The following is a 26,520-nucleotide window of genomic DNA, read 5'->3' on the forward strand; positions in this document are numbered from 1 at the left end:
GTGACTACATGGTGAACGGAAACGGCTGCATTCCCGCCTGCCGGTCGTCTGGAGCGACGACGGCCAGCAAGGCGTTCAAGCCCTGGTTCAGGTGCGCCAGGCTGTCGGGGTCCAGCTGGGCCAGCGCACTGGGCAGCAAGCCGCGCGCCGGCTGCGGCGCGCCGGCGATGACGGCTTGCCCTTCCGCCGTCAGTGTCAGGGTGACCACGCGCTGGTCGGGCTGGTCGCGCGCCTTGCGCACATAGGTTTTTTTGACCAGCGCCTCGACCAAGTTGCTGGCTGTCGTCTGGTGGATCGACATCTTGCTGGCCAGCTCGCCCATGCGCAGGCCCGGCCGTTCCAGCAATTCCTGCATCACCCACAATTGCGCGCCCGACACGCCGCATTGCTTTTCGATTTGCGCCGAGTGGCGCTGCGCCGCGCGCATGACGACGCGCATGTTTTGCAAGGCCATGCCTTGCGCCCTGGCCATCGCCGAAACTTCCGCTTCCACCACCATTGCCTCCAGTTATCCTGCCGGCTTCGCGCCTGCTGGCGGGCCGGAATCCCTGCATGATACCTGCAAAGGCGGGCGACTCCTAGCGCATGGAAACTGGCTCTCCGGCCTGCCACGCCTGCTCCAGCACCAGCTTGCCGGCCTGGTCCCAGTGGCGCTCGATGCCGTGCTTCTTGCCGTGCTCATACGGCACGATCTGGCGCAGGCTGCCGTCGTCGAACCACGTCTGCAGCAAGCCGTGGCGCTGGCCTTCGACAAACGGGGTCACGCTGGCGCGCGCGCCGTTGGCATGCCAATCCGTCGTGTCGCCGTGGTCGCGCCCCTGCGCGTCTTTCTGCCAGGCAAACACGGGCCGGCCATTCGGGGCCCACGTTTGCAAGCTGAGCACGGCACCCTTCTGGTACAGGGTCTTGTTCGACACGACGCCATTGCCATGGCTTTCAAACGACCAGCCGTCGGGCTGGCCGTGCACCCAGACGGTCCGGGCCAGCACCTTGCCATCCTGCGCGTACATGACGAACTCGCCCTCGCGCTGGCCATCGACATACCACCCCTTCCGGAACAGCTTGCCATCCGCATAAAACGATTCCTGCACGCCATCCATCTGGCCATGGCGTCGATACGAGCGGTTGCTGACGGCCCCGTTCGCGCCATACGACACTTGCTCGCCATCGGCCATCTCGTCGCCGTGATACAGCGTGCGGCTCATCAGCTGGCCATTCTGGTGATACGTTTCCGAGATGCTGTCGCGCCCGTTCGGCAACGCGGTCACCCGCTGCTGGACCTGGCCATTTTCGAAGTACACGCTGCCGCCGAGCAATTCCTCGCCCTGGGCATCGAAATAGGTTTCGCGCAGCAGCTGGCCATTTTCATGGTAATACTTGCGAAACTTTACGAACTTGACCTGGCTCAAGTCCAGGTCCGTGGCATAGGTTTCAAAGGCCGGCACGCCCGGCGTGTCGGGAAATTCCAGCAGCACATGCCAGGCGCCCAGCGCCTCGTCGCGCACGGGCGGCGTGCGCAGCGCATACACGGCGCCGCGCTGATTGCTGGGCATGAAATTTTCATCCAAATACATGGTCCGGTCTTCCTCCTGCAAGGTTGGCGTCGGCGTTTGCCCTGCGGGCTGTGCCTGTGCCGCCAGCGGCAAGGCCAGGACCATGCCCAGCAAGGCGGCCAGGGCCACGCGTATCTTCTGTCGTGTGTGCATTGTGTTCCGTTGCAATGTTATCGTGCGGCGGCCATCATAATGGAAAGCAACGTTTTCCCCTGTCACGAAAGAAATCCATGCACTTGCCCTCCGCCCCCAGCGACACACAGATACTGGACATCATCGACGCCTGGATCGCCGACCTGGCGCGCGGCGATTACGCGTGCGCCCATGCGCGCACGGCGCACGACGCGTATTACGGCTGGACGCCGGCGCTGCTGCGCGCCGTGATCGAAGGGTATGGTTCGCCGGAGCCGTATGCGGATGGCACGGTGTATCGCGTCACGCCGGCGGCGCAAGCCAGCGGTGCGCCGCACGAACGCTGCGTCGAGCGCCCGGCAAGCGAGGACGGCGGCGTGGCGATCGCCGAAGTGCGCCACGCGCTGCCACTGAATGGCGTTTGGTCGGACCTGACCGCCACCTTCCGCGTGGAAGGCACGGCGCTGGGCGCCACGCTGGTATTACAGGAAATTCACGTGTTCTGAGGTTCTAGGCCGCGCCATCCTTGACGGGCGACAACTGGCTCGCATGCAGGCGCGCATACGCGCCGCCCTGCTGCAGCAAGGTGGCGTGGCTGCCCGATTCCACCAGGCGCCCGCCCTGCATGACGACGATGCGGTCGGCGCTTTCGATGGTCGACAGGCGGTGGGCGATGACGATGGTGGTGCGGTTGCGCATCAGCACTTCCAGCGCCGCCTGCACCGAACGTTCCGACTCCGTATCCAGCGCGCTGGTCGCTTCGTCCAGCAAGAGAATCGGCGCGTCCTTGTACAGGGCGCGCGCGATGGCCAGGCGCTGGCGTTGCCCGCCCGACAGGCGCGAACCGTTCTGCCCCGCCTGCGTTTCGTAGCCTTGCGGCAACTGCATGATGAAATCGTGCGCATACGCGGCGCGCGCCGACGCTTCGATGCGGGCCTGGTCCGGGGCCGGGTCGCCATACGCGATATTCGCCGCCATCGTGTCGTTGAACAAAATCACATCCTGGCTGACGAGGGCGAACTGGCGCCGCAGGGCCAGCAAGGCATAGTCGCGCAGGTCGACGCCATCGAGCAGGATCTGGCCGCCGCTGACGTCGTAGAAGCGCGGCAGCAAGCCCAGCAAGGTCGTCTTGCCGCCGCCGGAGCCGCCCACCAGGGCCACCGTTTCGCCGGCGCGGATGTCGAGCGTGATATCGCTCAAGGCCGTGGGCGCATCGGGATCGTCGCTGTTGTAGCGGAAGTTGACGTTCTGCAAAGACAGATTACCCTGCACCGTGACCGGCGCGATGGTGCCCGGGTCCGGTTCCAGCGGCGTGTCGATCAAGCCGAAGACGGACTCGGCCGCCGCCAAGCCCCGCTGCAGCGGCTCATTGATCTTGGTCAAATTCTTGATCGGCGACTGCATCGCCATCAGCGCGCCCATGAAGGCGACGAAGGCGCCCGGCGTGATGGCGCCGCTTTGCGCGCGCAGCATGGCGAAATAGATCACGGACGACAGGGTAATGCCGACGAGCATCATGATGAAGCCGGAATTCATGGCCGAGGTGGCGGCATGCTTGACGGCCAGCTGGCGGTTGCGCTTGACGACGTTGACGAAGCGCGCCTGTTCATAATCCTGGCCGCCAAAGATTTTCACCACGCGCTGGCCGCCGATGCTTTCGTCCAGCACGGACGTCAGCTCGCCCACGGCTTGCTGCGAACTCTTGCTCAGGTGGCGCATGCGGCGGCCCGCCAGCGTCACGACGATGGCCACGATGGGCATCGACGCCATGCAGAACAGGGCCAGTTTCACGTCGATGCTGAACAATAAAATCAGGTAGCCGACGGTGGCGACGGAATCGCGCACCATCACGTTGAGCACGTTCAAGCCCGCCTGCGACACCTGGCTGGCGTCGAAGGCCACGCGCGACTGCGTCAGGCTGGTGGTGGTGGTGTCGAAAAAGCGGCTGGGCAGGCGCATGATGGTGGCGAACATCTTTTCGCGCAAATCCGCCTGCACCCGGCTCGATAACCAGACGGAACCGTAATCGCCGGCAAAGCTCGACACCATGCGCAACACGGCCAGGCCCAGGATGGTGGCGGGAATCACCCACAAGTCCACCTGCCCTGCCTGTGCCGGCAAGAAACGGTCGACCCAGCCCTGCAGCATGCCCATCACGCCGGACGCGGGCGCGGCCTGCGTGCTGGCCGTCGCGCGCATGGCGTCGACGACGTTTTGCAATTGCCTGATTAATAACACATCGGTGGCGGACGCCACGCCCACGGCCAGCAAGGTGGCGGCAACGATGGCGCCATAGCGGCGAAACTGGCCGGCCAGGCGGAAGAACAGGAGGCGACTTTGCTGCATGCAGATGGGAAAAAGAAGGTAAAACGTGATTCTAACCGTTGCGGGTGGCTTTCCCCCAAGAAAGTAGAGCAGCATGGCTTGCGCGCCTGGCCATGGTGACAATTGGAGATGGTGATGGTGAAAATACGACCTACACTTGCTGAGCTAGCTTAACGATGCCGAGACATCGGGACTGGCCCTACACGCCGCGGGCCTGGCGGCGCACCCCATCCTTCCTGGAGATACCATGAGCGTTCCCATCTACAAAGTAAAGGCCGTGCACCTCGCCATCGACAAGAGCCTTCCCCCGCATTTGCATGTGAGCGCGATCGGCGAAGTCAGCTCCGGCGGCTGGCAGGCGATCCCCCTCGCGCCGCGCGTCTACCTCAAGCCGCCGCAGGACGGCATCCAGGACCTGGACTTCGAGGCGACGCCGCCCAGGGGCAGCGAGTCCGTGATCCAGGTCATCCTGCCCATCGTGGCGGGCGCCGTCCTTGCCCTGCCGGACTGGCTCAAGGGCGTGCGCGTCCATGCCAGAACCAATGCGGTGGTCACCTTGCTCACCGACGAGGCATGCTTGCACCAGGTGGCAGCCATCAACCACGACTAGGCAGCCGCAGCGCACGCTGCGGGCAGTCATCGCGACGCCGCCCTCCCGGCAAGGAAGGGCGGCGGCCGGTGCTTATTGTTTTTTCACTTTCCAGGCAGCCGTGCCGGCCTTGCAGACCGTCAGCTTGAGGGTCTGTTCCTGACCCTTGGCGCTCAAGCCCACCTGTACCTTGCGGCAGGTTTGCTCATCCGTCTTTTGCGTGTCGCTGGCCGTGATGTCGGCGGCGATGCGCACGGAATTGCGCAAGCCTTCATTGCTCCATTGCACGGTTTCGCCATCTTTCTTGTCATTGAGCACGTCGGTGACGGCCTTGACGAAGACGGGCTTGTCGTTCTTGTTCAGGTAAGCCATCGGCGTATCGGCCAGGAAACCCAGGCCGACGGCGGAAGCGGAAGCGCTGAAGACGACGCTGCCGAAGATCAGGGCGGACAGCAGTGTGGCGGGACGTATACGCATGAAAACTCCTTTAAAGTAAAAATAGGGACCGCCGGGGCAGCCCTCAGCCGGGGTCCGCCGGCGAAATGCCCGCGGCCAGCAAGGCGTCGATGCTGGGCACGAAATAGATCGCCGACGACAGCGCCGTGGAAAAATCCAGCAGCCGGTCCGTCTTGGTGACGCCATCATAGCCTACGCCGTACATTTGCCGCAGCATGCCCATGGTCACGGTGATGTCCTTGCAAAAACCGACGAACATGACGCCCGCCTCGCTGGCATTGGCGTAATTGGCGTTGCGGCGCACGATATCGACTTCCTCGCCATCGCGGATGAATTGGTTGCGGCCCACGTGGGAATCGACGGGCAGCGGCGACAATTCATGGCTGCCGGCCTTGGTGCGGCCCCACACCTGCTCTGCCGCGTGCACGGGCAAGGCGCGCAGGCGCTCCACGTCCATGCGCCATTTCTGCAGCAGCACGGTGGAGCCGCCCGCGCCCGCTTCGCCGTCCGGGATGATGGCCACGCCGTTGGCGCGGAATGGATTCGGGTTGGCGACGCCGTCGGCAAAGCCGTCAAAGGTCACGTTATTGTGATACGGAAAACACACCTGTTCGCTGGCCAGCTCGGCGAAGGGACTGAGCAAGGTGAGCGTCGTGCGCATGCTGTCGTACAGGGTGGCCGCGTTCGACTGCGTGATCCAGACCCAGAAATCGTGCTGGGTAGCCGTCGCCGTCTTGCCGTTGGCGCCCACCAGGTCGTGCGCGAACGATGCCATATTGTCCGGCACGCAGCCTGGGCACGCGGCGCGCCACAGTTCGGGCTTGAATCCCAGCACCACATTGGCCGTGCCGCCCGTCAACTGATGGTGGCGGTTCAGGGTGGGGTCCAGGATGCCCGTGACTTCGGATTCCCACAGCTTGCCCAGCCGCTGGAACAGCTGCCGCATGTCGACGCCGGCCTTCACCTTGAACTGCAAATGCACTTCGTCGCGCGCGACGACAGACAGCATGCTTTGTGGAATTGCCATGACAGAGGTTCCTCTTTTTCGTTTCTATGTGGATCTTAAACCAGAAGTGCCGGTTGGTAGTTTCATTTTGGCAACATGCGATAACTGTAACTATAGGTAGTCATGAATTGGACGATAATGCAATGACGTAGAGCAAGAATAAGAATGGATACCATTGCATGAAATTGTATGAAAAGCTCGTCAGCGACATCGAGCAACTGGTGGCCAAGGGCGTGCTCTTGCCCGGCGAACGCATTCCGTCCGTGCGCCAGACCAGCCAGCAGCACAAGCTGAGCATCACCACGGTGCTGCGCGCCTACGTCAAGCTGGAGGGCATGGGCGTGATCGAAAGCCGGCCCCAGTCCGGCTACTTCGTGCGCCAGCGGGCCGGCGACACCGCCACGCCGTCCATCTGCATGCAGGCGTCGCACCCCAGCCCCGTGCCGGCGGAAGTGCACGTGAGCCGCCTGGTGCTGTCGACCCTGCGCTCGATCGGCTTGCACGACGCCATCCCGCTGGGCTCGCCCTACCCCGACCCATCGCTGTTTCCCTGGGAACGCATCAACCAGTATGCGGGCGCGGTGGCGCGCCGCAACCGCGCCTGGAACGTGACGGACGACCTGCCGCCGGGCAACCCGCAGCTGATCCGCGAAATCGCCCGCCGCTACATGGAAAACGGCCTGGCCGTCGATCCCGACGAAATCATCGTCACCGTGGGCGCCACGGAAGCCATCAACCTGTGCCTGCAAGCGGTGGCCAAGCCGGGCGACACCATCGCCGTCGAGTCGCCCACCTTCTACGCCATGCTGATGGCCGTCGAACGGCTGGGCATGAAGGTGGTGGAAGTATCCACCGACCCGTATGAAGGCATCAGCATCGAAGCGCTGGCCGACATCATGGCCCGGCAGCCGATCGCCGCCGTCATGGTGATGCCGAACTTCCAGAATCCGCTGGGATTCCAGATGTCCGACCAGCGCAAGCGGGCCTTGTACCAGTTGCTGGAGCAGCACGACGTGCCCGCCATCGAAAACGGCGTCTACAACGAGCTGTATTACGGCGACGCCCACCCAACCTCGCTCAAGTCCTACGACCGCAAGGGCCTGGTGCTGCATTGCTCCTCGTTTTCCAAGAGCCTCAGTTCCGCGCAGCGCGTGGGATGGGCGCTGGCCGGACGCTACCGGGGCAAGGTGGAGGAACTCAAATTCCTCAACACCCTGGCCACGTCCTCGTTTCCCCAGCTGGCCATCGCCGAATACCTGCAAAACGATGGCTACGAACAGCATCTGCGCCGCACCCGCAAGGCGTATGCCCAGCAGGCGCGCATCATGGCGGCCGCCGTGCAGCGTTTCTTTCCTGCTGGCACGAAAATCTCGCACCCGCAGGGCGGCTACGTGCTGTGGGTGGAATTGCCTGGCGACATAGACTCCATGCAGCTGTACCGGCGCGCGCTGGAATGCAAGATCACCGTGGGTCCGGGGCGCATGTTTTCCGTCAGCCAGGCTTACAAGCATTGCATCCGCCTCAACTACAGCTATCCGTGGAGCGTGGGCGTCGAGCAAGCCATCATCCTGCTCGGTAAGCTCATCACCGAATTCCTCTAATAACACCTATCAAAACCTACTGCGCGTCGTAATTTGCGGCCTGCGATGCTCACTGTACCTTCGTACAGTTGCGCTTCTTAGCCACAACTTACTTCCGCTCGCTACGGTTTTGCTAGGCGTTGTAAATCAGTTATCCGCCCACCAGCGACATGCGCACGGTGGGATACTGCTTGCGCCCGCCAAGCTGGGCCAGTGCGCCGCGCACTTCCGAATAGCGGTCGCCGCGGCGCTGCCAATGCTGGCGCAACAGGCTTTCCAGACCTTGCGCGGAATCAAGCCGGGGCCGCAGGTCGAGGCCGTCCTGGGCGAACAAACACGTAAACAGCTTGCCGTCCGACGACACGCGCACGCGGCTGCAGTCGCCGCAGAACGGCTGCGACACGCTGGAAATGAAGCCCACTTCGCCGCCGCCATCCAGATAACGGTAGCGGCTGGCCGTTTCGTGCGAGACAGGCTTGCCTTCGCCCAGCGACACGAGGGGGAACTCGTCGGCGATCAACGCGCGCGCCGCCTCGGACGTGACGACATGCGTGCGCGACCAGGCGCCGATGCCGCCCACGTCCATGAATTCGATCAGGCGCAGCACCACGCCCGTGTGGCGGAAATGGCGCGCCAGCGGCACGATCTGGCTATCGTTGACGCCTTTCTGCACCACCATGTTGACCTTCACGGGAGTCAAGCCCACGGCTTGCGCCACCTCAATGCCGTGCAGCACTTTCTCGACGGGAAAGTCGACGCCATTCATGCGCTGGAAAATACCGTTATCGAGGCTGTCGAGGCTGACGGTGACCCGCTCCAGGCCCGCATCCTTGAGCGACTGCGCCTTGGCCGCCAGCAAGCTGCCATTCGTCGTCAGCGCGATGCTCACGGCGCGTCCGTCCGGCGTGGTCAGTTTCGCCAGCGCTTCGATCAGCTGTTCCAGGTTCTTGCGCAGCAGCGGCTCGCCGCCCGTGATGCGGATCTTGTCGACGCCGAGGCGCACGAAGGCGCGCGCCATCGTTTCGATCTGCGCGAAGGACAGGCGCTCGCTCGATGGAAGAAACGGGTAATCGCTGGGGTACAGCTCGGCCGGCATGCAATAGGTGCAGCGGAAGTTGCACTGATCGATCACGGAAATGCGCAAATCCGTCAGGGGGCGGCCCAGCATGTCCACGCACGGTTCGATATGGCTTGGCTGCCGGAGCGCCGGCTGCGGATACAGGATGGTGTTCATGGTGCTTCCCCTCGATAGGCATTCGTCTGGAAGTAGCATAGGACGAATGAAGGGGGGCAAGGAGGTACAGTCCGGCTCCGGCCGATAGAGTACAGACGCGCGGGACTGTGCTCCTACTGCGCTGACGGTGCCGCAAACACCGTGGCGCACAGGTCCGCGCCCGCCGCGCTGAGCAGCGCGCTGCCGCCGCCGCTCTCCGCCGTCGTCACGTTCACCAGTCCCGCGCTGGACAGCGCATTGAGCTGGCGCAACAAAGTGCTCATCTGTACTCCCGCCCGCTTGGCCAGCTTGGCCAGCGACCACGGTTTCTCCGGCGCCTCCTGCCGCGCTTCCCACAGCAGCGCCAGCAGCGCTATCAGGGCCGCGTCGATGCCGTCTTCCTTGTCTTCCTTGTGCATGTTTTTTCTCCTTGTCCACATCATAGATCACGGCCGGCGCCGGCGCGACCGGCATCGTCACCTTGCCATCTGTACTCTGTTTTTTTGTCCGGAACTGTGCGCCTACGGGGCAAGCCGCCGCCCCTACCATGTGATTGTCCCATCGCATATCACCAGGAGAGTCATCATGAGCAAGCCAAAGTCCGACGCGCGCATCGCGCCCTACACCCATGCCGCGGCCGGTTGGGGTGCCCTCAAGTACGTGGCCATCAACCTGTTCAAGGAGAAAGTCAGCGCGGGCAATTACCGTTCGCTGTTCGAACAAAACCAGCCCGACGGCTTCGACTGTCCCGGCTGCGCCTGGCCCGACCGCGAACACGCGTCGACGTTCGAATTCTGCGAAAACGGCGTCAAGGCCGTGGCCGCCGAATCGACGAGCAAGCGCGTGCGCCCCGAGTTTTTCGAGGAGCACACGGTCACCGCATTGATGGAGCAGTCGGACTATGATCTGGAACAACATGGCCGCCTGACGGACCCCATGGTGTACGACGCGGCCAGCGACAAATACCAGGCCATTTCCTGGGACGACGCCTTCGCCCTCGTGGCGCACCACCTGCACGCGCTGGACGACCCGAACCAGGCCGCCTTCTACACGTCGGGCCGCGCCAGCAACGAAGCGGCTTTCCTGTATCAACTGTTCGTGCGCGCCTACGGCACGAACAACTTCCCCGACTGTTCCAACCTGTGCCACGAAGCGACGAGCCGCGGCTTGCCGGAAACGGTGGGCATCGGCAAGGGCACGGTGCTGCTGGACGACTTCGAGCATGCGGACACCCTGCTGCTGTTCGGCCAGAACCCGGCCACCAACCACCCGCGCATGCTGGGTGAATTGCGCGAAGCGTCGCGCCGCGGCGCCACCATCGTGTCCATCAACCCGCTGCACGAGCGGGGCCTGGAACGCTTCACGAGCCCGCAGCACCCGCTGGAAATGCTGACGGGCGGCAGCACGAACATCTGTTCGCTGTTCATCTGCCCCACCCTGGGCGGCGACTTCGCGCTGATCAAGGCCATGGCCAAGCGCGTCGTCGAACTCGATGACGACGCCGTCGCCCACGGCCAGGAGCGCGTGCTCGACTGCGATTTCATCGCCGAACACACAAGCGGCTTCGACGCCTTCGCCGCCGACCTGCGCGCGGAAAGCTGGGACTTGCTGCTGGCCGAATCGGGCGTGGCGCGCGACAAGATCGAGGAATTGACGCAGATCTACGTCAAGGGCAAGGCCGTCATTTCGACCTGGGGCATGGGCGTGACGCAGCACAAGAATTCGCTGGCCACCGTGCAAATCCTGTCGAACTTGATGATGATGCGCGGCAATATCGGCAAGCGGGGCGCGGGACTGTGCCCCGTGCGCGGCCACTCGAACGTGCAGGGCGACCGCACCATGGGCATCGAGGAACAGCCGACCAAGGAATTCCTCGACCGCCTGGGCCTCGTCTTCAACTTCGAGCCGCCGCGCCACCACGGCTACGACGCCGTCGGCACCATCGAAGCGATGCTGGAGAAGAAGGTGAAAGTGTTCGTCGCCCTGGGCGGCAATTTCTCCATGGCCACGCCGGACACGCCGCGCACCTGGGACGCGCTGCGCTCCTGCGACCTGACCGTGCACATCGCCACCAAGCTCAATCGCAGCCACCTCGTGCACGGCAAGGATGCGCTGATCCTGCCCACCCTGGGACGCACGGAAATCGACGTGCAGTCGGGCGTGGCGCAAGGCGTGACGGTGGAAGACTCGATGAGCATGGTGCATATCTCGTTCGGCATGAACCAGCCCGCCTCGCCCAACCTGCGTTCGGAAATCGCCATCGTGGCCGGCATGGCGCAAGCGACCCTGGGCAGCGAGAAGATCGACTGGCTGCGCTATTCCGGCAACTATGCCTTGCTGCGCGATTCCATCGAGCAAGTGTTCGATGACTTTTTCGACTACAACTTGCGCGTGGCCAAGCCGGGTGGTTTCCATCTAGAAATCGCCTCGCGCGAACGGGTATGGAAGACGGAAAGCGGCAAGGCGCAATTCCTCGTCAATGCCGTGGAACTGGACACGCCGATCCACCGTGCGCGCCAGCAATATGGCGAGCGCCTGATGGTGCTGATGACGACGCGTTCGCACGACCAGTACAACACGACCATCTACGCCATGGACGACCGCTACCGTGGCGTCTTCGGCCAGCGCCGCGTCGTCTTCATCAACAAGGACGACCTGGCCATGCTGGGCTTTGCGGCCGGCGACTGGGTCGACCTGATCGGCGTGTGGCACGACGGCATAGCACGCCGCGCCGACCGTTTCCTGCTGGTCGAGTACGACATCCCGCGCGGCTGCATCGGCGCCTACTATCCGGAAACCAATCCGCTGGTGCCGCTCGACAGCGTCGGCTACGGTTCGCGCACGCCGACCTTCAAATCCATCCCCGTGCTGCTGTCGCCTTCGGCCGCAGTCAGCTGAACAGGAGAACGCCATGTTCGGTTTCGATACCCTGGACCTGTCGCGCGCGCAATTTGCGATGACGGCCATCTTCCACATCCTGTGGCCCATCTTGACGATCAGCCTGTCGCTGTTCCTGTTCGTCGTCGAGGCGCTGTGGCTGCGCACCAGCGACCCCGTCTACTACCGCCACGCACGCTTCTGGAGCAAGTTGCTGGTGCTCAACTTCGCCGTCGGCGTCGTCAGCGGGATTCCCCTGGAATTCCAGTTCGGCACCAACTGGGCGCCGTTTTCGCACCATTCCGGCCAGTTCATCGGCAACATCCTCGGCTTCGAAGGCGCCATGGCCTTCATGCTGGAAGCGGGTTTCATCGGCGTCATGATGTTCGGCTGGGGCCGCGTACCGAAGGGCGTGCACCTGTTTGCCACCGGCATGGTGGCGCTGGGGTCCAGCATTTCCTCGTTCTGGATCATGGTCGCCAATTCCTGGATGCAGACGCCGGCCGGCGTGCGCGTGGCGGACGGCAAGATCATCGTCACCGATTACGTGGCCGCCATCTTCAATCCCGACATGGCCTGGGCCGTGGGCCACATGTGGGTGGCCGCCGTGGAAACGGGCTTGTTCGTCATCGCCGGCATTTCCGCCTGGTATATGTTCAAGCGCCGCGAACCGGCCTTCTTCGCCCGCTCGTTCAAGCTGGCGCTGATGTTGCTGCTGGTCATCGCACCGTTGCAAGTGTGGCTCGGCGATTCCAGCGGCGTCGACGTCTTTAAGACCCAGCCCGCCAAGGGCGCGGCCATCGAAGGCCACTGGCACACGAACCGCGATGGCGAAGGGGCCGCCTGGTCCTTGCTGGCCTGGCCCAACCAGGCGGAGCAAAAGAATGACTGGTCCGTCGAAGTGCCCGGCATGCTCAGCGTGATCGCCACGCATAGCGCCACGGGCAAGATCACGGGCCTGGCCGACATCGCCCGCGCAGACCAGCCGCCCATGCTGCCGCTGCTGTACTACGCGTTCCGCGCCATGGCCGGCATCGGCATGTGGTTCGTGCTGCTGTCGTTCTGGACCTTCGTGGCCTGGCGCAAGGTGGGTGGACGGGTGCAGGAGTTCGTGTGCAACCGCAAGCTGCTGCTGGCCTGGGTGCTGACGATTCCGCTGCCCTACATCGCCGTCGAGTGCGGCTGGATCGTGCGCGAAGTGGGCCGCCAGCCGTGGGTCGTGTACGGCTTGCTGCGCACGCGCGACGCCGTCTCCGACGTGGCGGCCCACGCCGTGGCCGGCAGCATGCTGATGTTTGCCGTGTTTTACGTCGTGCTGTTCCTCACCTTCTTTGTGTTCGCAAAGAAATGGCTGCAACAAGGCCCGGACGTGGCGCTGCCGCTGCCGGACGCCGCCCATGCCGCGGGGTATTGACATGCGCCGCTATCTGACTAGGAGTATGTAATGGATATGAATTCGCATGCCATGCTGGGCAATGCCTGGTTCGGCTTGATCGGCCTGATGCTGATCTTTTACGTCGTCACGGACGGCTTCGACCTGGGCGTGGGCATCCTCAGCCTGTTCACCCGCCGCGAGCAGGAACGCAACCTGATCTTCCAATCGATCGCCCACGTGTGGGACGCCAACGAAACCTGGCTGGTGGTGGTGGGCGGCGCCCTGTTCGGCGCCTTTCCCAGCGCTTACGCCACCTTGCTGGAACAGCTGTACATTCCCATCATGCTGCTGATCGCCAGCCTGATCATGCGCGGCGCCTCGATCGAGTTCCGCCACGCGGCCGGCAACAAGCGCCTGTGGGACGTGGTCTTCGGCGTGGGCAGCCTGCTGGCCGCCGTGGCGCAGGGCGTGGTGCTGGGCAAGGTCATCACGGGCTTGCAGCCGGGCTGGCTGAGCGGCATCTTCACGGCGTGCACGGCGCTGGGCGTGGTGGCCGGCTATTGCCTGCTGGGCAGCACGTATCTGATCAAGAAGACGGGCGGCTTGCTGGAAGCGGCGGCGCGCCGCTACGCGACCACCAGCGTGCTGGCGACGGTCGCGGCCGCCATCGTGCTGTCGGCCGGCACCATGGTCTTCAGCGCCATCGGCCACGACCGCTGGGCGCAGCCGGGCGTGTTCGGCGTGCTGCTGGCCCTGGCCGCCATCGCCGCCAGCGCCTTCATCTACATCCTGTGGGCCGTGCACGTGAACGGCGTGCGCGGCCCGTTCCGCGGCGCCATCGTGCTGTTCCTGGCGTCGTTCGCGGGCCTGGCCATCAGCTTCTTCCCGGATCTGGTGCCGGGCAAGCTCAGCATCGCGGCGGCCGCGTCCGATGAGCCGACCCTGATCTTCATGCTGATCGGCATGGGCACGATGCTGCCGATCATGATCGGCTACAACCTGTTCCAATATTACGTCTTCGAGGGCAAAGTCGTGCCCCGGAAACATTGATTCACATCACAGCATGCGTCTTCCATCATGATCATTCGCCCCACCACCAACTGGTTCCGCATGCTGTTTGTCTGGGATGGCTCGGTGCTGCAAGCCATCATCCCGCAATTGCTGCTGATGCTGGTCGTCAGCTCGCTGGCCTTGCTGACGGATGGCCGTATCTTCGGCGTCAAGATTCCGCTCGATACGGCGCCGTTTCCCATGGTCGGCATCAGCCTGGCGATCTTTCTCGGCTTTCGCAACAACGCCAGCTATGCGCGCTTCGTCGAGGCGCGGCATATCTGGGGGCAATTGCTGATCGCCGCGCGGGCCCTCGCTTCGCAGGCGCTCACGTATCTGCCGCAGGAAACGAGCGGCCTGGACCACGAGTTGCTGCTGCGTCGCCTGGTCGCCTTCGTCTACGCGCTCAAGCACCAGCTGCGCCAGACGGACCCGCAGGAAGACCTGGCGCGCTACCTGCCGGCCGAAGACGTGCAGCGCTTGCAGGGCGTCAACTTCAAGCCCGTCGCCATACTGCATGCGGTGCGCGCCATGCTGCACGACGCCGTGCAGCACCAGCCGGGCCAGACGCAGCTGCTGTGGATGCTCGACACCCAGCTCAACGACCTGGCCGCCACCGTGGCCGGCTGCGAGCGCATCAAGAACACGCCGATCCCGTATCCATACGGCGTGCTGGTGCACCGCACCGTCTACATGTATTGCTTCCTGTTGCCGCTGGGCCTGGTGGACGCCATCGGCGTGGCCACGCCCCTCATTTCCGTGTTCGTCGCCTACACCCTGTTTGCGCTGGAAGCCATCGCGCAGCAGATCGCCGAACCGTTCGGCCTGGCGCCCAACTGCCTGGCCCTCAATGCCATGACGCGGGAAACGGAACGCTCGCTGCTGGAATTGCATGGCGACCCGCTGCCGCCCTCGATACGGCCCTGCCCGCGCTATCAGATCGATTAACCGGAGGAAAAAATCATGGAATGCGACATCACCACCATCGAACGCGACGGCTACCTGGACGTTCCCATGGTGCGCCACCAGGGGGGCGTGGCCACGGCGGGCCGCGACATGGTGGCCGAGGAGTATCCCGTGGCCCTCGTCTACAACGGCATCGCCCACGCCGTGATGATGGCCACGCCGCGCGACCTCGAGGAATTCGCCGTCGGCTTTACCTTGACCGAAGGCATCGTCGGCAGCGTGCGCGACATCTACGACCTCGACGTGTGCTGCGGCGAGGATAGCGCGGAAGTGCGGCTGACCATCGCACAGCCGGATTTGATCAAGCTCAAGGCCCGCCGCCGCGCGCTGACCGGGCGCACGGGCTGCGGCGTGTGCGGCATCGAAAGCCTGGCCCTGCTGGACCTGGTGCCGGAAAAGATCACGCGCCCCCTGCCGCCGCTGGTCGCCAGCAGCGCCATCCTCGGCCGCGCCGCGCGCGAACTGCTGCCCTACCAGGAGCTGATGCACAAGACGGGCGGCGTGCATGCGGCCGCCTGGTGCACGGCCGAGGGCGCCATCGTGAAAGTATTCGAGGACGTGGGCCGGCATAACGGCCTGGATAAACTGATCGGCTACCTGGCGCTGCACCGCATCGCCATGCACGACGGCTTCGTCTTTCTGTCCAGCCGCGCCAGCTATGAACTGGTGCGCAAGTCGGCGCGCATGCATATCGGGCTCGTCGCCACCATCTCGGCACCCACCTCGCTGGCCATCCGCATCGCGCGCCAGGCCGGCATGCAGCTGGCCAGCTTTTGCCGCCGCGACGGCTTTGTCGATTACACGGCGGGCGAAGATAGCGGCCAGCATGCACCTTAGCATGTACCTTGAACGGCAGATGCTGCATTCTTTGCTGTAAAGCAAGTGCACGCTTGACTTGCCATCGCTGCGGGCTTTCAATGGTCATTGTTTCCATTAATTAACTTTGTCCGCTTGCCAGCACACGGCGCGGCAGCGATGAAAGGATGACGCGATGGCCCTGGCACAGGAGCAGCATCTGGCGGACACTTGGCAAACGGGCGGCTTGAAGCCGCGCGCCTGCGACTGCGGCGGCACCGTCTTCACCATCCTGCACCAGCGGGTGATGGCGGACATGCGGCGCCGGCAATTCCTCGGCGGCGCGGCCGCCATGCTGGCGCCCTTCATCGGCCTCGGCCTGTCCACCGGCAACGCCATCGCCCAGCAGCCGCAAACGCCCCAGCGCCCCCTGCTGCTGACCAATCTGCGCCTGTTCGACGGCACGGGCAAGGCGCCCCGCTCCGGCATCCACGTGCTGGTGACGGGCCCGACCATTACCACCCTGTTGCCGGCCGGCGAAAAGGTGGACGGCGCGCAAGTGATCGATTGCCAGGGCAAGCTGGTGATGCCGGGCCTGATCGACGCCCACTGGCACACCATGCTGGCCGCCATCAACCAGGTGACGGCCATGACGTCCGATATCGGCTATCTGTACCTGGTGGCGGCGCAGGAAGCGCAGCGCACCTTGCTGCGGGGCTTTACGTCCGTGCGCGATCCGGGCGGCCCCGCGTTTGCATTGCAGCGCGCCATCGATGAAGGCATCGTCGACGGCCCCCGCATCTTTCCGTCGGGCGCCATGATTTCGCAAACCTCGGGTCATGGCGACTTCCGTTTGCGCTCCGATATCCCCCGCGCGGCGAATGCACCGCTGGGCATGGCGGAAACGGCGGGCATGGCCATGATCGCCGATGGCGAGGCGGAAGTGCTGCGCCGCGTGCGCGAGCAGCTGATGCTGGGCGCGACGCAGATCAAGATGATGGCGGGCGGCGGCGTCGCCTCCATGTATGACCCGCTCGACAGTACGCAGTATTCGGAGCGCGAACTGCGCGCCGGCGTGGAAGCGGCGGCCGACTGGGGCACGTATGTGATGACCCACGTCTACACGCCGAAAGGCATACAGCGGGCCATCCGCGCCGGCGTGCGCAGCATCGAGCATGGCCAGCTGGCCGACGACGACTCCGCGCGCCTGATGCGCGACACGGGCACGTGGTGGAGCCTGCAACCGTTCCTGCAAGACGCGGATGCGAACGTGTATCCCGATGCGGCGCGCAAGGCCAGCCAGAGGATCGTATCCGAAGGCACGGTGAGGGCGTATGCGCTGGCGCAAAAGTACGGCATCAAGACGGGCTGGGGCACGGATATCCTGTTCAACGCGAAAAACACGCCCACGCAAGGCCGCCAGCTGGCAAAACTCACGCGCTTTTACGATCCCTTGACCTTGCTGGCGCAGGCGACGGGGCAAAATGGCGAACTGCTGGCCCTGTCCGGCCAGCGCTCGCCCTACCCTGGCACCTTGGGCAAGCTGGCCGCGGGCGCGCTGGCCGACTTGCTGGTGGCCGATGGCGACCCTGCGAAAAACCTGGATTTCCTCGCCCAGCCGGAAGAAAACCTGCTGCTGATCATGAAGAACGGACGCATCTACAAGGACAAATTGCGCGCGCCATTGGCAAGCTGAAGACTGGCGCGTTGGCAACGGCGTCGGCTTGCCGCATAATGCGCCCATGTTCAAACTGACTTTTCTCGGCACGTCTTCCGGCGTGCCCACGCGCTACCGCAACGTCACATCGCTGGCCCTGCAAACGACGCACAACCGCGACTGGTGGATGATCGATTGCGGCGAAGCCACGCAGCACCGGCTGCAGCGCATCCCCCTGTCCGTGCACGACCTGGTGGGCATCTGCATCACCCATGTGCATGGCGACCACAGTTATGGGCTGCCGGGCTTGCTGGCCAGCGCCTCGATGACGGGGCGCAAGAAGCCCTTGCTGCTGATCGCCCCGGCCGCCATCAAGGCCTGGCTCGACGCCACCCTGCTGCACACGGAACTGTTCCTGACGTATCCGCTGATCCACATCGACGTGGACAGCGCGCCAGTGGTGTACGAGGAAGCGGGCTTGACCGTCTCGCGCCACGCGCTGTCGCACCGCGCACCGAGCGTCGGCTACCGTTTCGCGCTGGAAACGAGCAGGTGGAAGCTGGACAAGGCCGCCCTGCAGGCGGCCGGCGTGCCGCCCGGTTCCGCCTGGGGACTCTTGCAGGCTGGCCAGGATGCGCTGCTCGACGATGGCACGGTCTTGCGTGCCGCCGCTTTCCGCCAGACGGAAACGCAGCGCACCACGGTGGTGGTCGGCGGCGACAACGACACGCCAGCCTTGCTGGCCGACGCTTGCGCAGATGCGCAATTGCTCGTGCATGAAGCCACCTACACGGAAGCCATGCTGCAAAAGGTGGGGCCCGGCCCCACGCACAGTTCCGTGCAGCGCGTGGCGCAGTTCGCCGAAGCGGTCCGCTTGCCGAACCTGATCCTCACCCACTTCAGCGCCCGCTATCACCATGCGGAAGGCATGGCCGAGCTGGAAGCGGAAGCGCGGCTGCATTACTCGGGCAAACTATTCCTCGCGCGCGATTTCGACAGCTATGAACTCGACGCGGCCGGCGTGCTGAGCAAACTGCCGGCAAAATCGTCGCTCAGTGGGGATTGACGCCATACTGCGTCGCATACTCCGCGGCCAGCGCGCGCGCCGCCTGCTGCTGTGACGGCGTGAGAATTTCCAGCAACTGGTCGCGGTTCTTGATCGATTGCGCGCTGCCCGCCTCGGCCGGCATGGCGATCCACGCATACGCCTGCACGTAATCGAGCTCCACGCCCTGCCCTTGCGCGTACAGCAAGCCGTACTCGTTCTGCGCCGACAGGGAGCCGGCTTCGGCCGCCTGCTTGTACCAGAACGCCGCCTCGGCATAGTCTTGCGGTACATCAATCCCCTTGCGGTAAGCCTGCGCCAGGTTGAATTGCGACTGGCCATCGCCCGCCTCGGCCGCCTGGCGGCCATACGCGAGCGATTGCGCCATGTCTTGCGCGACGCCATCGCCGCCCGCATACATCAGGGCCAGATTCGCCAGCGACGGCGGAAAACCCGCTTGCGCGGCCGCCGTGAACAATTCCACCGCTTTCGGCAAATCCTGCGTCACGCCATGGCCCTGGTAATACAGGCTGGCCAATAAATGCTGGCCGGCCGGATCGCCGGTGCGCGCCGCCGCATCGAATTGCTTGAAGGCCTCGGCATAATGACCGTCGTTATAAGCGAGGATGCCCGCTTCATTCAAAGATTCAGGAGAGGGGCTCATAAAGATTCCTTATTCGGGGATTTTTTGGCATTGTACACAGCACTGTTCCGCGCAGAATGCACGATAGGAAATCGTGTGGCGCATTGCCGGATTCATGCAGTATGATCATTCTCCGCCTGATGTAATCCACGCATTGTGCACTCGTGCCCGCCCATAAATATCGCCATGAAACTGATCGCTCTGCTTTTATCCCTGATTTCCACCTCGATCTATGCTGGTACCTTGCATCTGGATAAAGCCGCGACAGGCAAAGTGCAACAAGCGGCAGATATCCGCTATGCGAATCACGATGAAAAACAGACGTATCGGCTGAAAATCGGAAAGCAGTGGATGCATGGCAGTTGCAGCAGCAGTGGCACGGGCAATTTGCACGCGCTGCTGCTGGACATGAATTTCGACGGCCATGCCGACCTGTGGGTTACCGGTTACACGGATAGCCAGGGACGCATCCGCTGTTCCGATGTATGGCTGTGGGATGCGCCAGCGCAGCAATACCGTTTCAATCCACCCTTGTCAGCCATTCCGAATCTGAACATCAACATGGCCGAGCAAAGAATCGAAGGGGGCATACCCAATTGCGGCTGCGCGGCGCAATGCTTTTATGAAGACAGCTATGCGTGGCAAGCCAGCAAATTAATTACCATCGCCCGGCGCGAACAGGATTGCGAACGCTATCGGGAATACCGCTTGAATGACAAAAACGACTTGATTATCGTCAAGGATGAAATCATCGATAGCGGCAATGCCGGCCAGCAGGCAATCGAGAATAGCAAAATCTTTGACTGGCAGCGCCATGCGCAAACCATGCGCAAATCCTGGGAATGATTTTTATCGTGCCCTGCCCGCCATTCATCCCACACCATCGAGCAAATACATGACGACACACCCAACATCGATTACTTTCCATCCCGCCAAGGCGGAAGACACCCCGGCCTTCATCGACTTGCGGGGCAGGACACGGCAAAACGCCGTGCCCGCGGAACGCCTGGCGGAAGTGGGCATCACGGCCGACACCTGGGCGGAAATGATGCGTTCGGGCAGCTTGCCTGGCCACGTCTGCCATCATGACGGCCAGCTGGTCGGCTACTGCTTTGGCGAGCGCGACACGGGCGAAATCATCGTCCTGGCACTGCTGCCGGAATTCGAGGGGCTCGGTATCGGCAAAACCCTGCTGGAACTGGTGATGACGGAACTGCGCGCGCACGGTCATCAACGGCTGTTCCTCGGCTGCTCCGACGACCCCGCTTCGCGTTCCTACGGCTTTTACCGCTACCTGGGCTGGACCTCGACGGGCGAGACGGACAAGTATGGCGACGACGTGCTGGAGTTTCGCTTTACGGCCTAGCGTCTAGCCCGGCACGCGGCTGGCATCCCACACGCGCAGAATCTGCGTGATGGCGCCGTCCAGCACGGTGTAGCCCACGCCATCGCGGGTCTGGATAGCCACGCCCGACAGAAAGCTGTCGAAGACGGACGCCAGCGCCACGGCATCCATATCACCAGGCAATTCGCCGCTGGCCATGCCCCGCTCGACGCAGCGCACGAAGCCGGCACGCGTGCGGGCGCGCGATTGCGTGAGGGGCGCGGCCACAGCCGCATGCTCGGCCGTCGGCGCGCTCATGCAACCGAGCGCCACCATGCAGCCGGGCGGGTGGCCCGCATCGGACTGCATGCTGGCCGACTGGCGCAAGGCCAGCTCGATGGCTGCGCGCGGCGCCAGGCCATCGTCCCACAGGCATTCCGTCACGCGTGCAAACGTGTCCAGATAGCATTGCGCCGCTTCGCGGAACAACGCTTCCTTCGAGCCGAACGCCGCATAAAAGCTGGGCGCGGAAATGCCGCCGCCCAGGCTCGCCTTGAGCTGGCTCAAGGACGTCGATTCATATCCCTGTTGCCAGAATAAAAACATGGCCTGCTCGACCGCCGCCTGCCGGTCGAACGTGCGCGGCCGTCCCATTTGCGCCATCCATCGCTCCTTCTCATCTACCCATATGCCACTTACATACTACTCGATACAGAAGTCGTTGACAACGCGGCGCGCCATCGCCTATATTTATACCGATCGATACATATGTGCAGCAACGACGGTCAGGGGCACTCCTGCGCCAGGCCCACTCGTCACACTTCCAAGGAAATTTCGCTTTGAATCACGCTACGCTCACCACCGGAGCCAGCCCTGCGCTGGCCGACCGCCTCCCCGTCGCCGGCTTGCTGGCCCTGGCCATGACGGGTTTTATTTGCATCGTCACGGAAACCTTGCCCGCCGGCTTGTTGCCGCAGATCAGTACGGGACTCGGCATCAGCGCCGCACTGGCCGGGCAAATGGTCACGGCCTATGCCCTCGGCTCCCTGCTGGCAGCCATTCCGCTCACCATCGCCACGCGCGGCTGGCGCCGCCGCAACGTGCTGTTGCTGACCATCATCGGCTTTCTCGTGTTTAATACCGTCACGGCGCTGTCGTCCCACTACTGGCTGACCCTGGCGGCCCGTTTCTTTGCCGGCATGGCGGCCGGACTGGCGTGGAGCTTGCTGGCGGGCTACGCACGGCGCATGGTGGCGCCGCATCAGCAAGGCCGCGCCCTCGCGCTGGCCATGGTGGGCGCACCGGTCGCCCTGTCCCTGGGCGTGCCGCTGGGCACCTTGCTCGGTTCGCTCGTCGGCTGGCGCGCCGCATTCTGGATCATTTCCGCCCTAACATTGATCCTGATCGCCTGGGTGCTGGCGAAGGTGCCGGACTACCCGGGCCAGTCCATCCATGAACGCCTGCCCCTGCGCCGCGTCTTCACGACGCCGGGCGTGCGCCCCGTGCTGGCCGTCGTCATCGCCTGGATGCTGGCGCACAATATCCTCTACACCTACATCGCCCCGTTCGTGGCGCCGGCCGGATTGACGGAACGGGTGGACCTGGTCTTGCTCGTCTTCGGCGCCGCCGCCATGGCCGGCATCTGGATCACGGGAAAGCTGGTCGAGCGCCACTTGCGCAGCACCGTGCTGGTCAGCCTGGGCGTGTTCGCCGCCACGGCCCTCGTGCTGGGCATCGCGTCACAGTTTCCCATTGTCATTTACCTGGGCATGGCCGTCTGGGGCTTGTCTTTTGGCGGCGCGGCAACGCTGTTGCAGACGGCGCTGGCCGATACGGCCGGCAGCGGCGCCGACGTGGCCTTGTCGATGAATGTGGTGGCGTGGAATGGGGCCATCGCGGCAGCGGGCGTGGCAGGCGGCGCCTTGCTGGAAACCTGGGGCGCGGGCGCCTTCCCGTGGGCCATGGTCAGCTTGCTGGTGCTGGCCTTTGCCATCGCCTGGTCGGCCCGCGCGCATGGTTTCCGGCCGGGACGGCGCAGCGGCGGCGCGCCCGTGGCTGGGCATTGAGCATCAGGGAGCCGCAGGGACACTCATGATGCGCGGCACATGTCCCGTCTGCGCGAGGAAACGGACCAGGGTGGCATGCGACAGCGCCACCGTGGCCGTGTTGCGCAGCGGGTGCTCGACGAACCGGACATCGCCGGCGCTGCTTGCCAGCCAGCGGGACAGGGTTTCTTGCATGGAGATTCCTCAGCGCGGACGCGATGAAGAGATTGTAGCGGCGCGCCGCGTACTGCGCTTGCCGTCAAGGCTGGGGTTCGTCCTTGTCGGCCTTGTCGGCCGCCGCCAGCCCCCAGTCATTCCAGCCTTCGCCAAACAGCTCGATCGGATGCTGCGTGCGTTCGGAACCATTGCCGCAGCGCATGGCATCCGGCGGACAATACTTGTCGCAGCCCCAGCAGATGCGTTCGGGGTTCTTCGGGTTTAAGGGAAAGGGCTTGGCCATGGGAGGCGATGGTGGTCCGTTGAAGGTTCTTGCCTGACTCTAGACCTGGCGCGGGGGGAGGTCAAACCAATTTCAGCTAGAAATTTGCTCAAGTCAAATTTGTGAAGATTGCTGTGGCGGTAGCTTGCGCCTGACGTTCACCCAAAGACCAGACTATGCCATCCAAAGATAACCATCATTCCCTTTCATAACTGGTCACCGCATCATTCGCATTACTCTCGATGACCTTCATCATCCTGGCATTGCCCCGATATTTCATCTTGAGAATTCTCAGCTGATTTTTCGCCGCCTTGCAGTATTGGTGTATGCTCTTGAGAATGTCATCCTGCTGCCGCTTGGGTAGCTCCCCATCAAACTCTCCCGCCAGGTGCGCGCATGCTTCTGCGTTATAGATAAACCTGCTGACATCCTTGGGGAGTGGCTCGGCTGAAAAAGCGAAAGAGAGAACAAAATAAACTGGCACTATCAGGAAAAAATCGCGCATGATTTTCCTTTAATAGCCGTTATTAGACCAGTGTGGCCGGTCGCTTCCAGGCCCGTTGTATTTCTTGACCCCATATGTCGCAGCGACCGCGATAAGTTGCCTGTTCATGCCGGTTCTCGGCAAAGTGGCAATCTTCACCAGATTACCGCTCGCATCTTTCACCTCCACCGTTCCGCTCCACACCACATCCATATCAATCGCAAGGCCAGAATTGTGTTGCGAGCGTAGTGCAGGCTTGATGGGCAAATGATTAATCTGCAAGACAATCAACATCGCCTTGGCAGCCTTGACAGATGCGTCCATTTCACCATGATCCCACTCGATATTCACCCCCGCCATTTTTGGGATGTGTTGGGGATCCAGCTGTTTTCTTGCGAGTCTCCAGGCATAATGCATCAGGTAAGAGCGTTGCGGTGGTCTATAAGTGGCATTGATTGCAACCCTGATCCCAGCCTCTTTCATTGCATGCAGAAAGTCTTCTACGGCCAGACGAAAATTTCCTGATAAATCCCTCGTGTTAGTACTGCCTGGAAATTTTCGTCCCCATTTTTCACCGCTGAGTTCGTCATCCATCTCGCCTCCGCCATAAAGTATCCTTAATTTAATGCAAAATTAAAGAGATGGCTTTGACAGGAAACAGAAGGCTTGGGGTAGCCGTATCAACTGCATATAATCGCCTTATCGCGTAGAAACGGCCACTTCCAGCACGATACGCGCCACATTGACACCGCCGTCGGCGGCCGGCTGTGCCTTCAGCTCATCCAGCGCGTAGACCATCGTCACCATGGCGCCAGGCACGAACAGCCTGATGTCTTGCTTGTGGTTTATGTAGATGCTTTCGTCCACTGCCGAGCCATCCGCCATGCGCAAGGTGAAGCTGTTGACCTGATCGCCACGGCGGCTGTCCTGGCCCGCGAAATAGGTGCGTTCGATGATGCCCGTCAAGGTTTGCGTCGGGAGGCGCTGGGCCTCGATGCTTTCCCACCAGGCTACGGAAGCGAACAGGCCGTGCCTGCCTTTCAGGCCCATGTGGGGCCTGGCACTGTCGAGGGTGAGGGCCTGGGTTTTGGCGACGCGGCCGGGATCTTTGGCCAGGGCTTCGGCGAGGGTATAGACGGGTTTCATCAACTGCGGGAATTGTTAAAAACAGTCGCTCAATGTTTGCGCCGGATGACGTAGGCGTTGCCGGCAGGCTCGAAACCGAGCATCGGATAGTAGGACATGGCGTCCGGGGCGGAGAGCAGTATCAAGGACACGTCGTCGCCGATGATCGCCTGAGTGCGCTTGACAAGTTCCTTGCCGATACCCAGGCCCTGGTACCGCTGGTCGACGGCCAGGTCCGACAGATAGCAGCAATACGCATAATCGGTCAGCGAGCGGGCCAATCCCACCAGCTCATTATCCACCCAAGCCGACAGCGAGAGGCAAGGTGCGGCGAACATGCGCGCGATTCTCGGGAGATTGGCGGTCGGCCGCTTGATGCCGGATTGATCGAAGACACGGACGACATCGAGCGGATCGAGGGGGAAGTTATGGCGATATTCGACAGTGCTGTTTTTCATGGATTCAAAAGTGGAAAGTGATCGCGCATGGGAATAGCTTGATTCTGCAAACTTTGCTCAGATTCGCATATGCATTGAATAGTATGCCAGTTGCGGGAGAGAAAGGCTGTTCCCGTCCCCACCATGCCTGTGACGCTCATTCCGATGCCCGGAATTTCAAAAAGCGTTGGCCTTCATGCTCCACCTCGCGATCAAACAGGAAGCCGATTCTTGTCAGCCCCTTGACGCGAGTGCGGCTGGGCGGCAGCAGGATGCTGACCGGCCCAATGCCCAGTTCCAGCCGGCGGTGCATGAAATGGCGCGCCAGCGCCGGCCCATGTCCCCAGAACCCGGGGAGCAATACCAGTGCCAGGTCTGCTTCGTCCGCTTCATTCTGAAAACCGCCCCAGCCGGCAAACGCGCCATCCACCCGGATAGCCCACGGTCCATAGCCATTCGCTTGCCACTGCGCGTCCTTGCCTTTCGCCCATTCCGCAATAGCGCCATCCGTCCAACGTTCGGTGGCCAGTGGCATATGGCGGATGACGTCCGGGTGATTCAACAGAAGGAGCCATTCTTCGTGGGGAATATCGGAAAACGGGTGAAAAGTAAAAGCCATGTGCGTTCAGTCAGTTGAATGAAAAGCCGATGAACTTATCATCGTGCCACGAAAAGTACGTACTCGCCAACGGAGAACAAAAACGGCGGATCCGGGATTGCAGACTGTAGAATGCAAAACCTTTCATATCTCTATCTGATATCGAACAGACTTGGCAAGGAATGTAAATATGTTGGCACCGTTACGTTTGAATAGATGCATGTACGCTTCCTTGGTCGTCGCCGTTTTTCTTGTTGCTGGCGTCTCATCGGCACTCGCGGCCACGCTTGACGAAGACCGGACACGCGGCGACATCCATGGCTTGTTTGAAATCAGGGAGGCCGCAGTACAGTTCATTGCAGCAGAAAACTCCAAAAAGGGAACAAGTTGGCAAGTCCTTGAGCCGAACCGGAAGATTCTGGTGACGAAATGCGCGGCAGCTTTGCGTGTGAAATGGGTTCCGCAAAGCCACGGCCTGTCTGGACCGAATGTTGCCGTGAGTTGCGCCAAGACCGTCAATCCCGCGATACAGCATAAATGGGAAGTGTTCGTGCCAGTTAGCCGTTAAAGGGGGGCATCGCGCATAAATGATCGCCTGGCAAGCCAAGGTCGAATGGGCGCGAGGGCCAGTTCCGCCATTGGCGCATGGACAAAGGCCTTGGACGTCGTGGATGCCGGCTCAATTGAAAAGCAAGCCACGAAATAGATATCAAGGCAACAGGGCCATGGGCAAATAAAAGCAATCCTCCCGCACCGGACCTGACAACATGCGATAAAAAAGCCAGTCAAATGACTGGCTTTTCTTA

30 protein-coding genes are annotated in these 26,520 nt (G+C 62.7%); 14 read left to right on the top strand and 16 right to left on the bottom strand.

Annotated elements, in window-relative coordinates:
* Positions 1-4: 4 nt before the first annotated feature.
* Together NCG91_RS19145 and NCG91_RS19150 are read right to left on the bottom strand one after the other, a co-directional pair.
* Positions 5-499 (bottom strand): MarR family winged helix-turn-helix transcriptional regulator, encoded by a 495-nt coding sequence (locus NCG91_RS19145; RefSeq protein WP_099664914.1) that lies wholly within the window; start codon positions 497-499, stop codon positions 5-7.
* 79 nt (positions 500-578) lie between these two features.
* Positions 579-1,706, bottom strand: coding sequence for a toxin-antitoxin system YwqK family antitoxin (locus tag NCG91_RS19150; protein ID WP_251350806.1), 1,128 nt, complete (start codon positions 1,704-1,706; stop codon positions 579-581).
* A 77-nt stretch (positions 1,707-1,783) separates the two neighbouring features.
* Here NCG91_RS19150 and NCG91_RS19155 point away from each other — a divergent pair, with 77 nt between their 5' ends.
* Entirely contained in the window at positions 1,784-2,191 is a 408-nt protein-coding gene (locus NCG91_RS19155) for a hypothetical protein (RefSeq protein ID WP_251350807.1), read from the top strand.
* A gap of 4 nt (positions 2,192-2,195) precedes the next feature.
* Here NCG91_RS19155 and msbA read toward each other — a convergent pair whose 3' ends face one another.
* Positions 2,196-4,031, bottom strand: a complete 1,836-nt coding sequence (msbA, locus tag NCG91_RS19160; protein ID WP_251350808.1) for a lipid A export permease/ATP-binding protein MsbA — start codon at positions 4,029-4,031, stop codon at positions 2,196-2,198.
* Positions 4,032-4,257: 226 nt separating this feature from the next.
* Here msbA and NCG91_RS19165 point away from each other — a divergent pair, with 226 nt between their 5' ends.
* Complete coding sequence (locus tag NCG91_RS19165; protein WP_251350809.1) at positions 4,258-4,620, top strand: hypothetical protein; 363 nt, start codon at positions 4,258-4,260, stop codon at positions 4,618-4,620.
* A gap of 72 nt (positions 4,621-4,692) precedes the next feature.
* Here NCG91_RS19165 and NCG91_RS19170 read toward each other — a convergent pair whose 3' ends face one another.
* Together NCG91_RS19170 and NCG91_RS19175 are read right to left on the bottom strand one after the other, a co-directional pair.
* Positions 4,693-5,076: a hypothetical protein gene (locus NCG91_RS19170; protein ID WP_251350810.1), complete on the bottom strand. Its 384-nt coding sequence runs from the start codon at positions 5,074-5,076 to the stop codon at positions 4,693-4,695.
* 43 nt (positions 5,077-5,119) lie between these two features.
* A complete protein-coding gene (locus NCG91_RS19175; protein ID WP_251350811.1) occupies positions 5,120-6,082 on the bottom strand; it encodes a Dyp-type peroxidase in 963 nt (320 codons plus the stop codon).
* 158 nt (positions 6,083-6,240) lie between these two features.
* Between NCG91_RS19175 and NCG91_RS19180 the strand changes: the two genes are divergently transcribed.
* Complete coding sequence (locus NCG91_RS19180; protein WP_251350812.1) at positions 6,241-7,662, top strand: aminotransferase-like domain-containing protein; 1,422 nt, start codon at positions 6,241-6,243, stop codon at positions 7,660-7,662.
* A 130-nt stretch (positions 7,663-7,792) separates the two neighbouring features.
* Here the strand turns inward: NCG91_RS19180 and moaA are convergent, their stop codons facing one another.
* Both moaA and NCG91_RS19190 read right to left on the bottom strand, forming a co-directional pair.
* Complete coding sequence (gene moaA / locus NCG91_RS19185; protein ID WP_251350813.1) at positions 7,793-8,875, bottom strand: GTP 3',8-cyclase MoaA; 1,083 nt, start codon at positions 8,873-8,875, stop codon at positions 7,793-7,795.
* A 113-nt stretch (positions 8,876-8,988) separates the two neighbouring features.
* Complete coding sequence (locus tag NCG91_RS19190; RefSeq protein ID WP_251350814.1) at positions 8,989-9,273, bottom strand: helix-turn-helix domain-containing protein; 285 nt, start codon at positions 9,271-9,273, stop codon at positions 8,989-8,991.
* A gap of 166 nt (positions 9,274-9,439) precedes the next feature.
* Between NCG91_RS19190 and NCG91_RS19195 the strand changes: the two genes are divergently transcribed.
* The 7 genes from NCG91_RS19195 (at position 9,440) to NCG91_RS19225 (ending at position 18,640) form a co-directional block, all read left to right on the top strand.
* Entirely contained in the window at positions 9,440-11,752 is a 2,313-nt protein-coding gene (locus NCG91_RS19195; RefSeq protein ID WP_251350815.1) for an FdhF/YdeP family oxidoreductase, read from the top strand.
* A gap of 13 nt (positions 11,753-11,765) precedes the next feature.
* Positions 11,766-13,145, top strand: a complete 1,380-nt coding sequence (locus NCG91_RS19200; RefSeq protein ID WP_251350816.1) for a cytochrome ubiquinol oxidase subunit I — start codon at positions 11,766-11,768, stop codon at positions 13,143-13,145.
* 30 nt (positions 13,146-13,175) lie between these two features.
* Entirely contained in the window at positions 13,176-14,156 is a 981-nt protein-coding gene (locus NCG91_RS19205) for a cytochrome d ubiquinol oxidase subunit II (RefSeq protein ID WP_251350817.1), read from the top strand.
* Positions 14,157-14,183: 27 nt separating this feature from the next.
* Positions 14,184-15,104 carry a bestrophin family protein gene (locus NCG91_RS19210; protein ID WP_251350818.1) on the top strand — a complete coding sequence of 307 codons (921 nt, stop codon included), beginning with the start codon at positions 14,184-14,186 and terminating at the stop codon, positions 15,102-15,104.
* A 15-nt stretch (positions 15,105-15,119) separates the two neighbouring features.
* A complete protein-coding gene (gene fdhD, locus NCG91_RS19215; RefSeq protein WP_251350819.1) occupies positions 15,120-15,959 on the top strand; it encodes a formate dehydrogenase accessory sulfurtransferase FdhD in 840 nt (279 codons plus the stop codon).
* 154 nt (positions 15,960-16,113) lie between these two features.
* The gene (locus tag NCG91_RS19220) at positions 16,114-17,613 is read left to right on the top strand and encodes a metal-dependent hydrolase family protein (protein ID WP_251350820.1); all 1,500 of its coding nucleotides are present in this window, start codon (positions 16,114-16,116) and stop codon (positions 17,611-17,613) included.
* 46 nt (positions 17,614-17,659) lie between these two features.
* Positions 17,660-18,640 (top strand): ribonuclease Z, encoded by a 981-nt coding sequence (locus NCG91_RS19225; protein WP_251350821.1) that lies wholly within the window; start codon positions 17,660-17,662, stop codon positions 18,638-18,640.
* On the opposite strand, the gene NCG91_RS19230 is transcribed toward NCG91_RS19225, so the two are convergent.
* The gene (locus NCG91_RS19230) at positions 18,627-19,283 is read right to left on the bottom strand and encodes a tetratricopeptide repeat protein (protein ID WP_251350822.1); all 657 of its coding nucleotides are present in this window, start codon (positions 19,281-19,283) and stop codon (positions 18,627-18,629) included. The genes NCG91_RS19225 and NCG91_RS19230 overlap by 14 nt on opposite strands.
* A gap of 165 nt (positions 19,284-19,448) precedes the next feature.
* Here NCG91_RS19230 and NCG91_RS19235 point away from each other — a divergent pair, with 165 nt between their 5' ends.
* The gene (locus NCG91_RS19235; protein WP_251350823.1) at positions 19,449-20,108 is read left to right on the top strand and encodes an XAC2610-related protein; all 660 of its coding nucleotides are present in this window, start codon (positions 19,449-19,451) and stop codon (positions 20,106-20,108) included.
* A 49-nt stretch (positions 20,109-20,157) separates the two neighbouring features.
* Positions 20,158-20,628 (top strand): GNAT family N-acetyltransferase, encoded by a 471-nt coding sequence (locus tag NCG91_RS19240; RefSeq protein ID WP_251350824.1) that lies wholly within the window; start codon positions 20,158-20,160, stop codon positions 20,626-20,628.
* Positions 20,629-20,631: 3 nt separating this feature from the next.
* Here NCG91_RS19240 and NCG91_RS19245 read toward each other — a convergent pair whose 3' ends face one another.
* Complete coding sequence (locus NCG91_RS19245; protein WP_251350825.1) at positions 20,632-21,249, bottom strand: TetR/AcrR family transcriptional regulator; 618 nt, start codon at positions 21,247-21,249, stop codon at positions 20,632-20,634.
* Between the two features lie 257 nt (positions 21,250-21,506).
* On the opposite strand from NCG91_RS19245, the gene NCG91_RS19250 reads away from it, so the two are divergent.
* On the top strand, positions 21,507-22,652 hold the full coding sequence (locus NCG91_RS19250; protein ID WP_251350955.1) for an MFS transporter: 1,146 nt from the start codon (positions 21,507-21,509) through the stop codon (positions 22,650-22,652).
* Between the two features lie 3 nt (positions 22,653-22,655).
* Here NCG91_RS19250 and NCG91_RS19255 read toward each other — a convergent pair whose 3' ends face one another.
* The 7 genes from NCG91_RS19255 to NCG91_RS19285 form a co-directional block, all read right to left on the bottom strand.
* Complete coding sequence (locus NCG91_RS19255; protein WP_251350826.1) at positions 22,656-22,826, bottom strand: hypothetical protein; 171 nt, start codon at positions 22,824-22,826, stop codon at positions 22,656-22,658.
* Positions 22,827-22,890: 64 nt separating this feature from the next.
* Positions 22,891-23,091 carry a DUF3079 domain-containing protein gene (locus tag NCG91_RS19260; protein ID WP_251350827.1) on the bottom strand — a complete coding sequence of 67 codons (201 nt, stop codon included), beginning with the start codon at positions 23,089-23,091 and terminating at the stop codon, positions 22,891-22,893.
* A gap of 175 nt (positions 23,092-23,266) precedes the next feature.
* Positions 23,267-23,575 carry a hypothetical protein gene (locus tag NCG91_RS19265; RefSeq protein ID WP_251350828.1) on the bottom strand — a complete coding sequence of 103 codons (309 nt, stop codon included), beginning with the start codon at positions 23,573-23,575 and terminating at the stop codon, positions 23,267-23,269.
* A 9-nt stretch (positions 23,576-23,584) separates the two neighbouring features.
* The gene (locus tag NCG91_RS19270; protein ID WP_251350829.1) at positions 23,585-24,148 is read right to left on the bottom strand and encodes a hypothetical protein; all 564 of its coding nucleotides are present in this window, start codon (positions 24,146-24,148) and stop codon (positions 23,585-23,587) included.
* A 105-nt stretch (positions 24,149-24,253) separates the two neighbouring features.
* Positions 24,254-24,700 (bottom strand): immunity protein RhsI2 family protein, encoded by a 447-nt coding sequence (locus NCG91_RS19275; protein ID WP_251350830.1) that lies wholly within the window; start codon positions 24,698-24,700, stop codon positions 24,254-24,256.
* A gap of 29 nt (positions 24,701-24,729) precedes the next feature.
* Positions 24,730-25,137 (bottom strand): GNAT family N-acetyltransferase, encoded by a 408-nt coding sequence (locus NCG91_RS19280; protein ID WP_251350831.1) that lies wholly within the window; start codon positions 25,135-25,137, stop codon positions 24,730-24,732.
* A 136-nt stretch (positions 25,138-25,273) separates the two neighbouring features.
* On the bottom strand, positions 25,274-25,735 hold the full coding sequence (locus tag NCG91_RS19285) for a GNAT family N-acetyltransferase (RefSeq protein ID WP_251350832.1): 462 nt from the start codon (positions 25,733-25,735) through the stop codon (positions 25,274-25,276).
* Between the two features lie 199 nt (positions 25,736-25,934).
* Here NCG91_RS19285 and NCG91_RS19290 point away from each other — a divergent pair, with 199 nt between their 5' ends.
* On the top strand, positions 25,935-26,282 hold the full coding sequence (locus NCG91_RS19290; protein ID WP_251350833.1) for a hypothetical protein: 348 nt from the start codon (positions 25,935-25,937) through the stop codon (positions 26,280-26,282).
* Positions 26,283-26,520: the final 238 nt, after the last annotated feature.

The organism is Janthinobacterium kumbetense (genome assembly GCF_023703445.1).
Taxonomy (GTDB): domain Bacteria; phylum Pseudomonadota; class Gammaproteobacteria; order Burkholderiales; family Burkholderiaceae_D; genus Janthinobacterium; species Janthinobacterium kumbetense.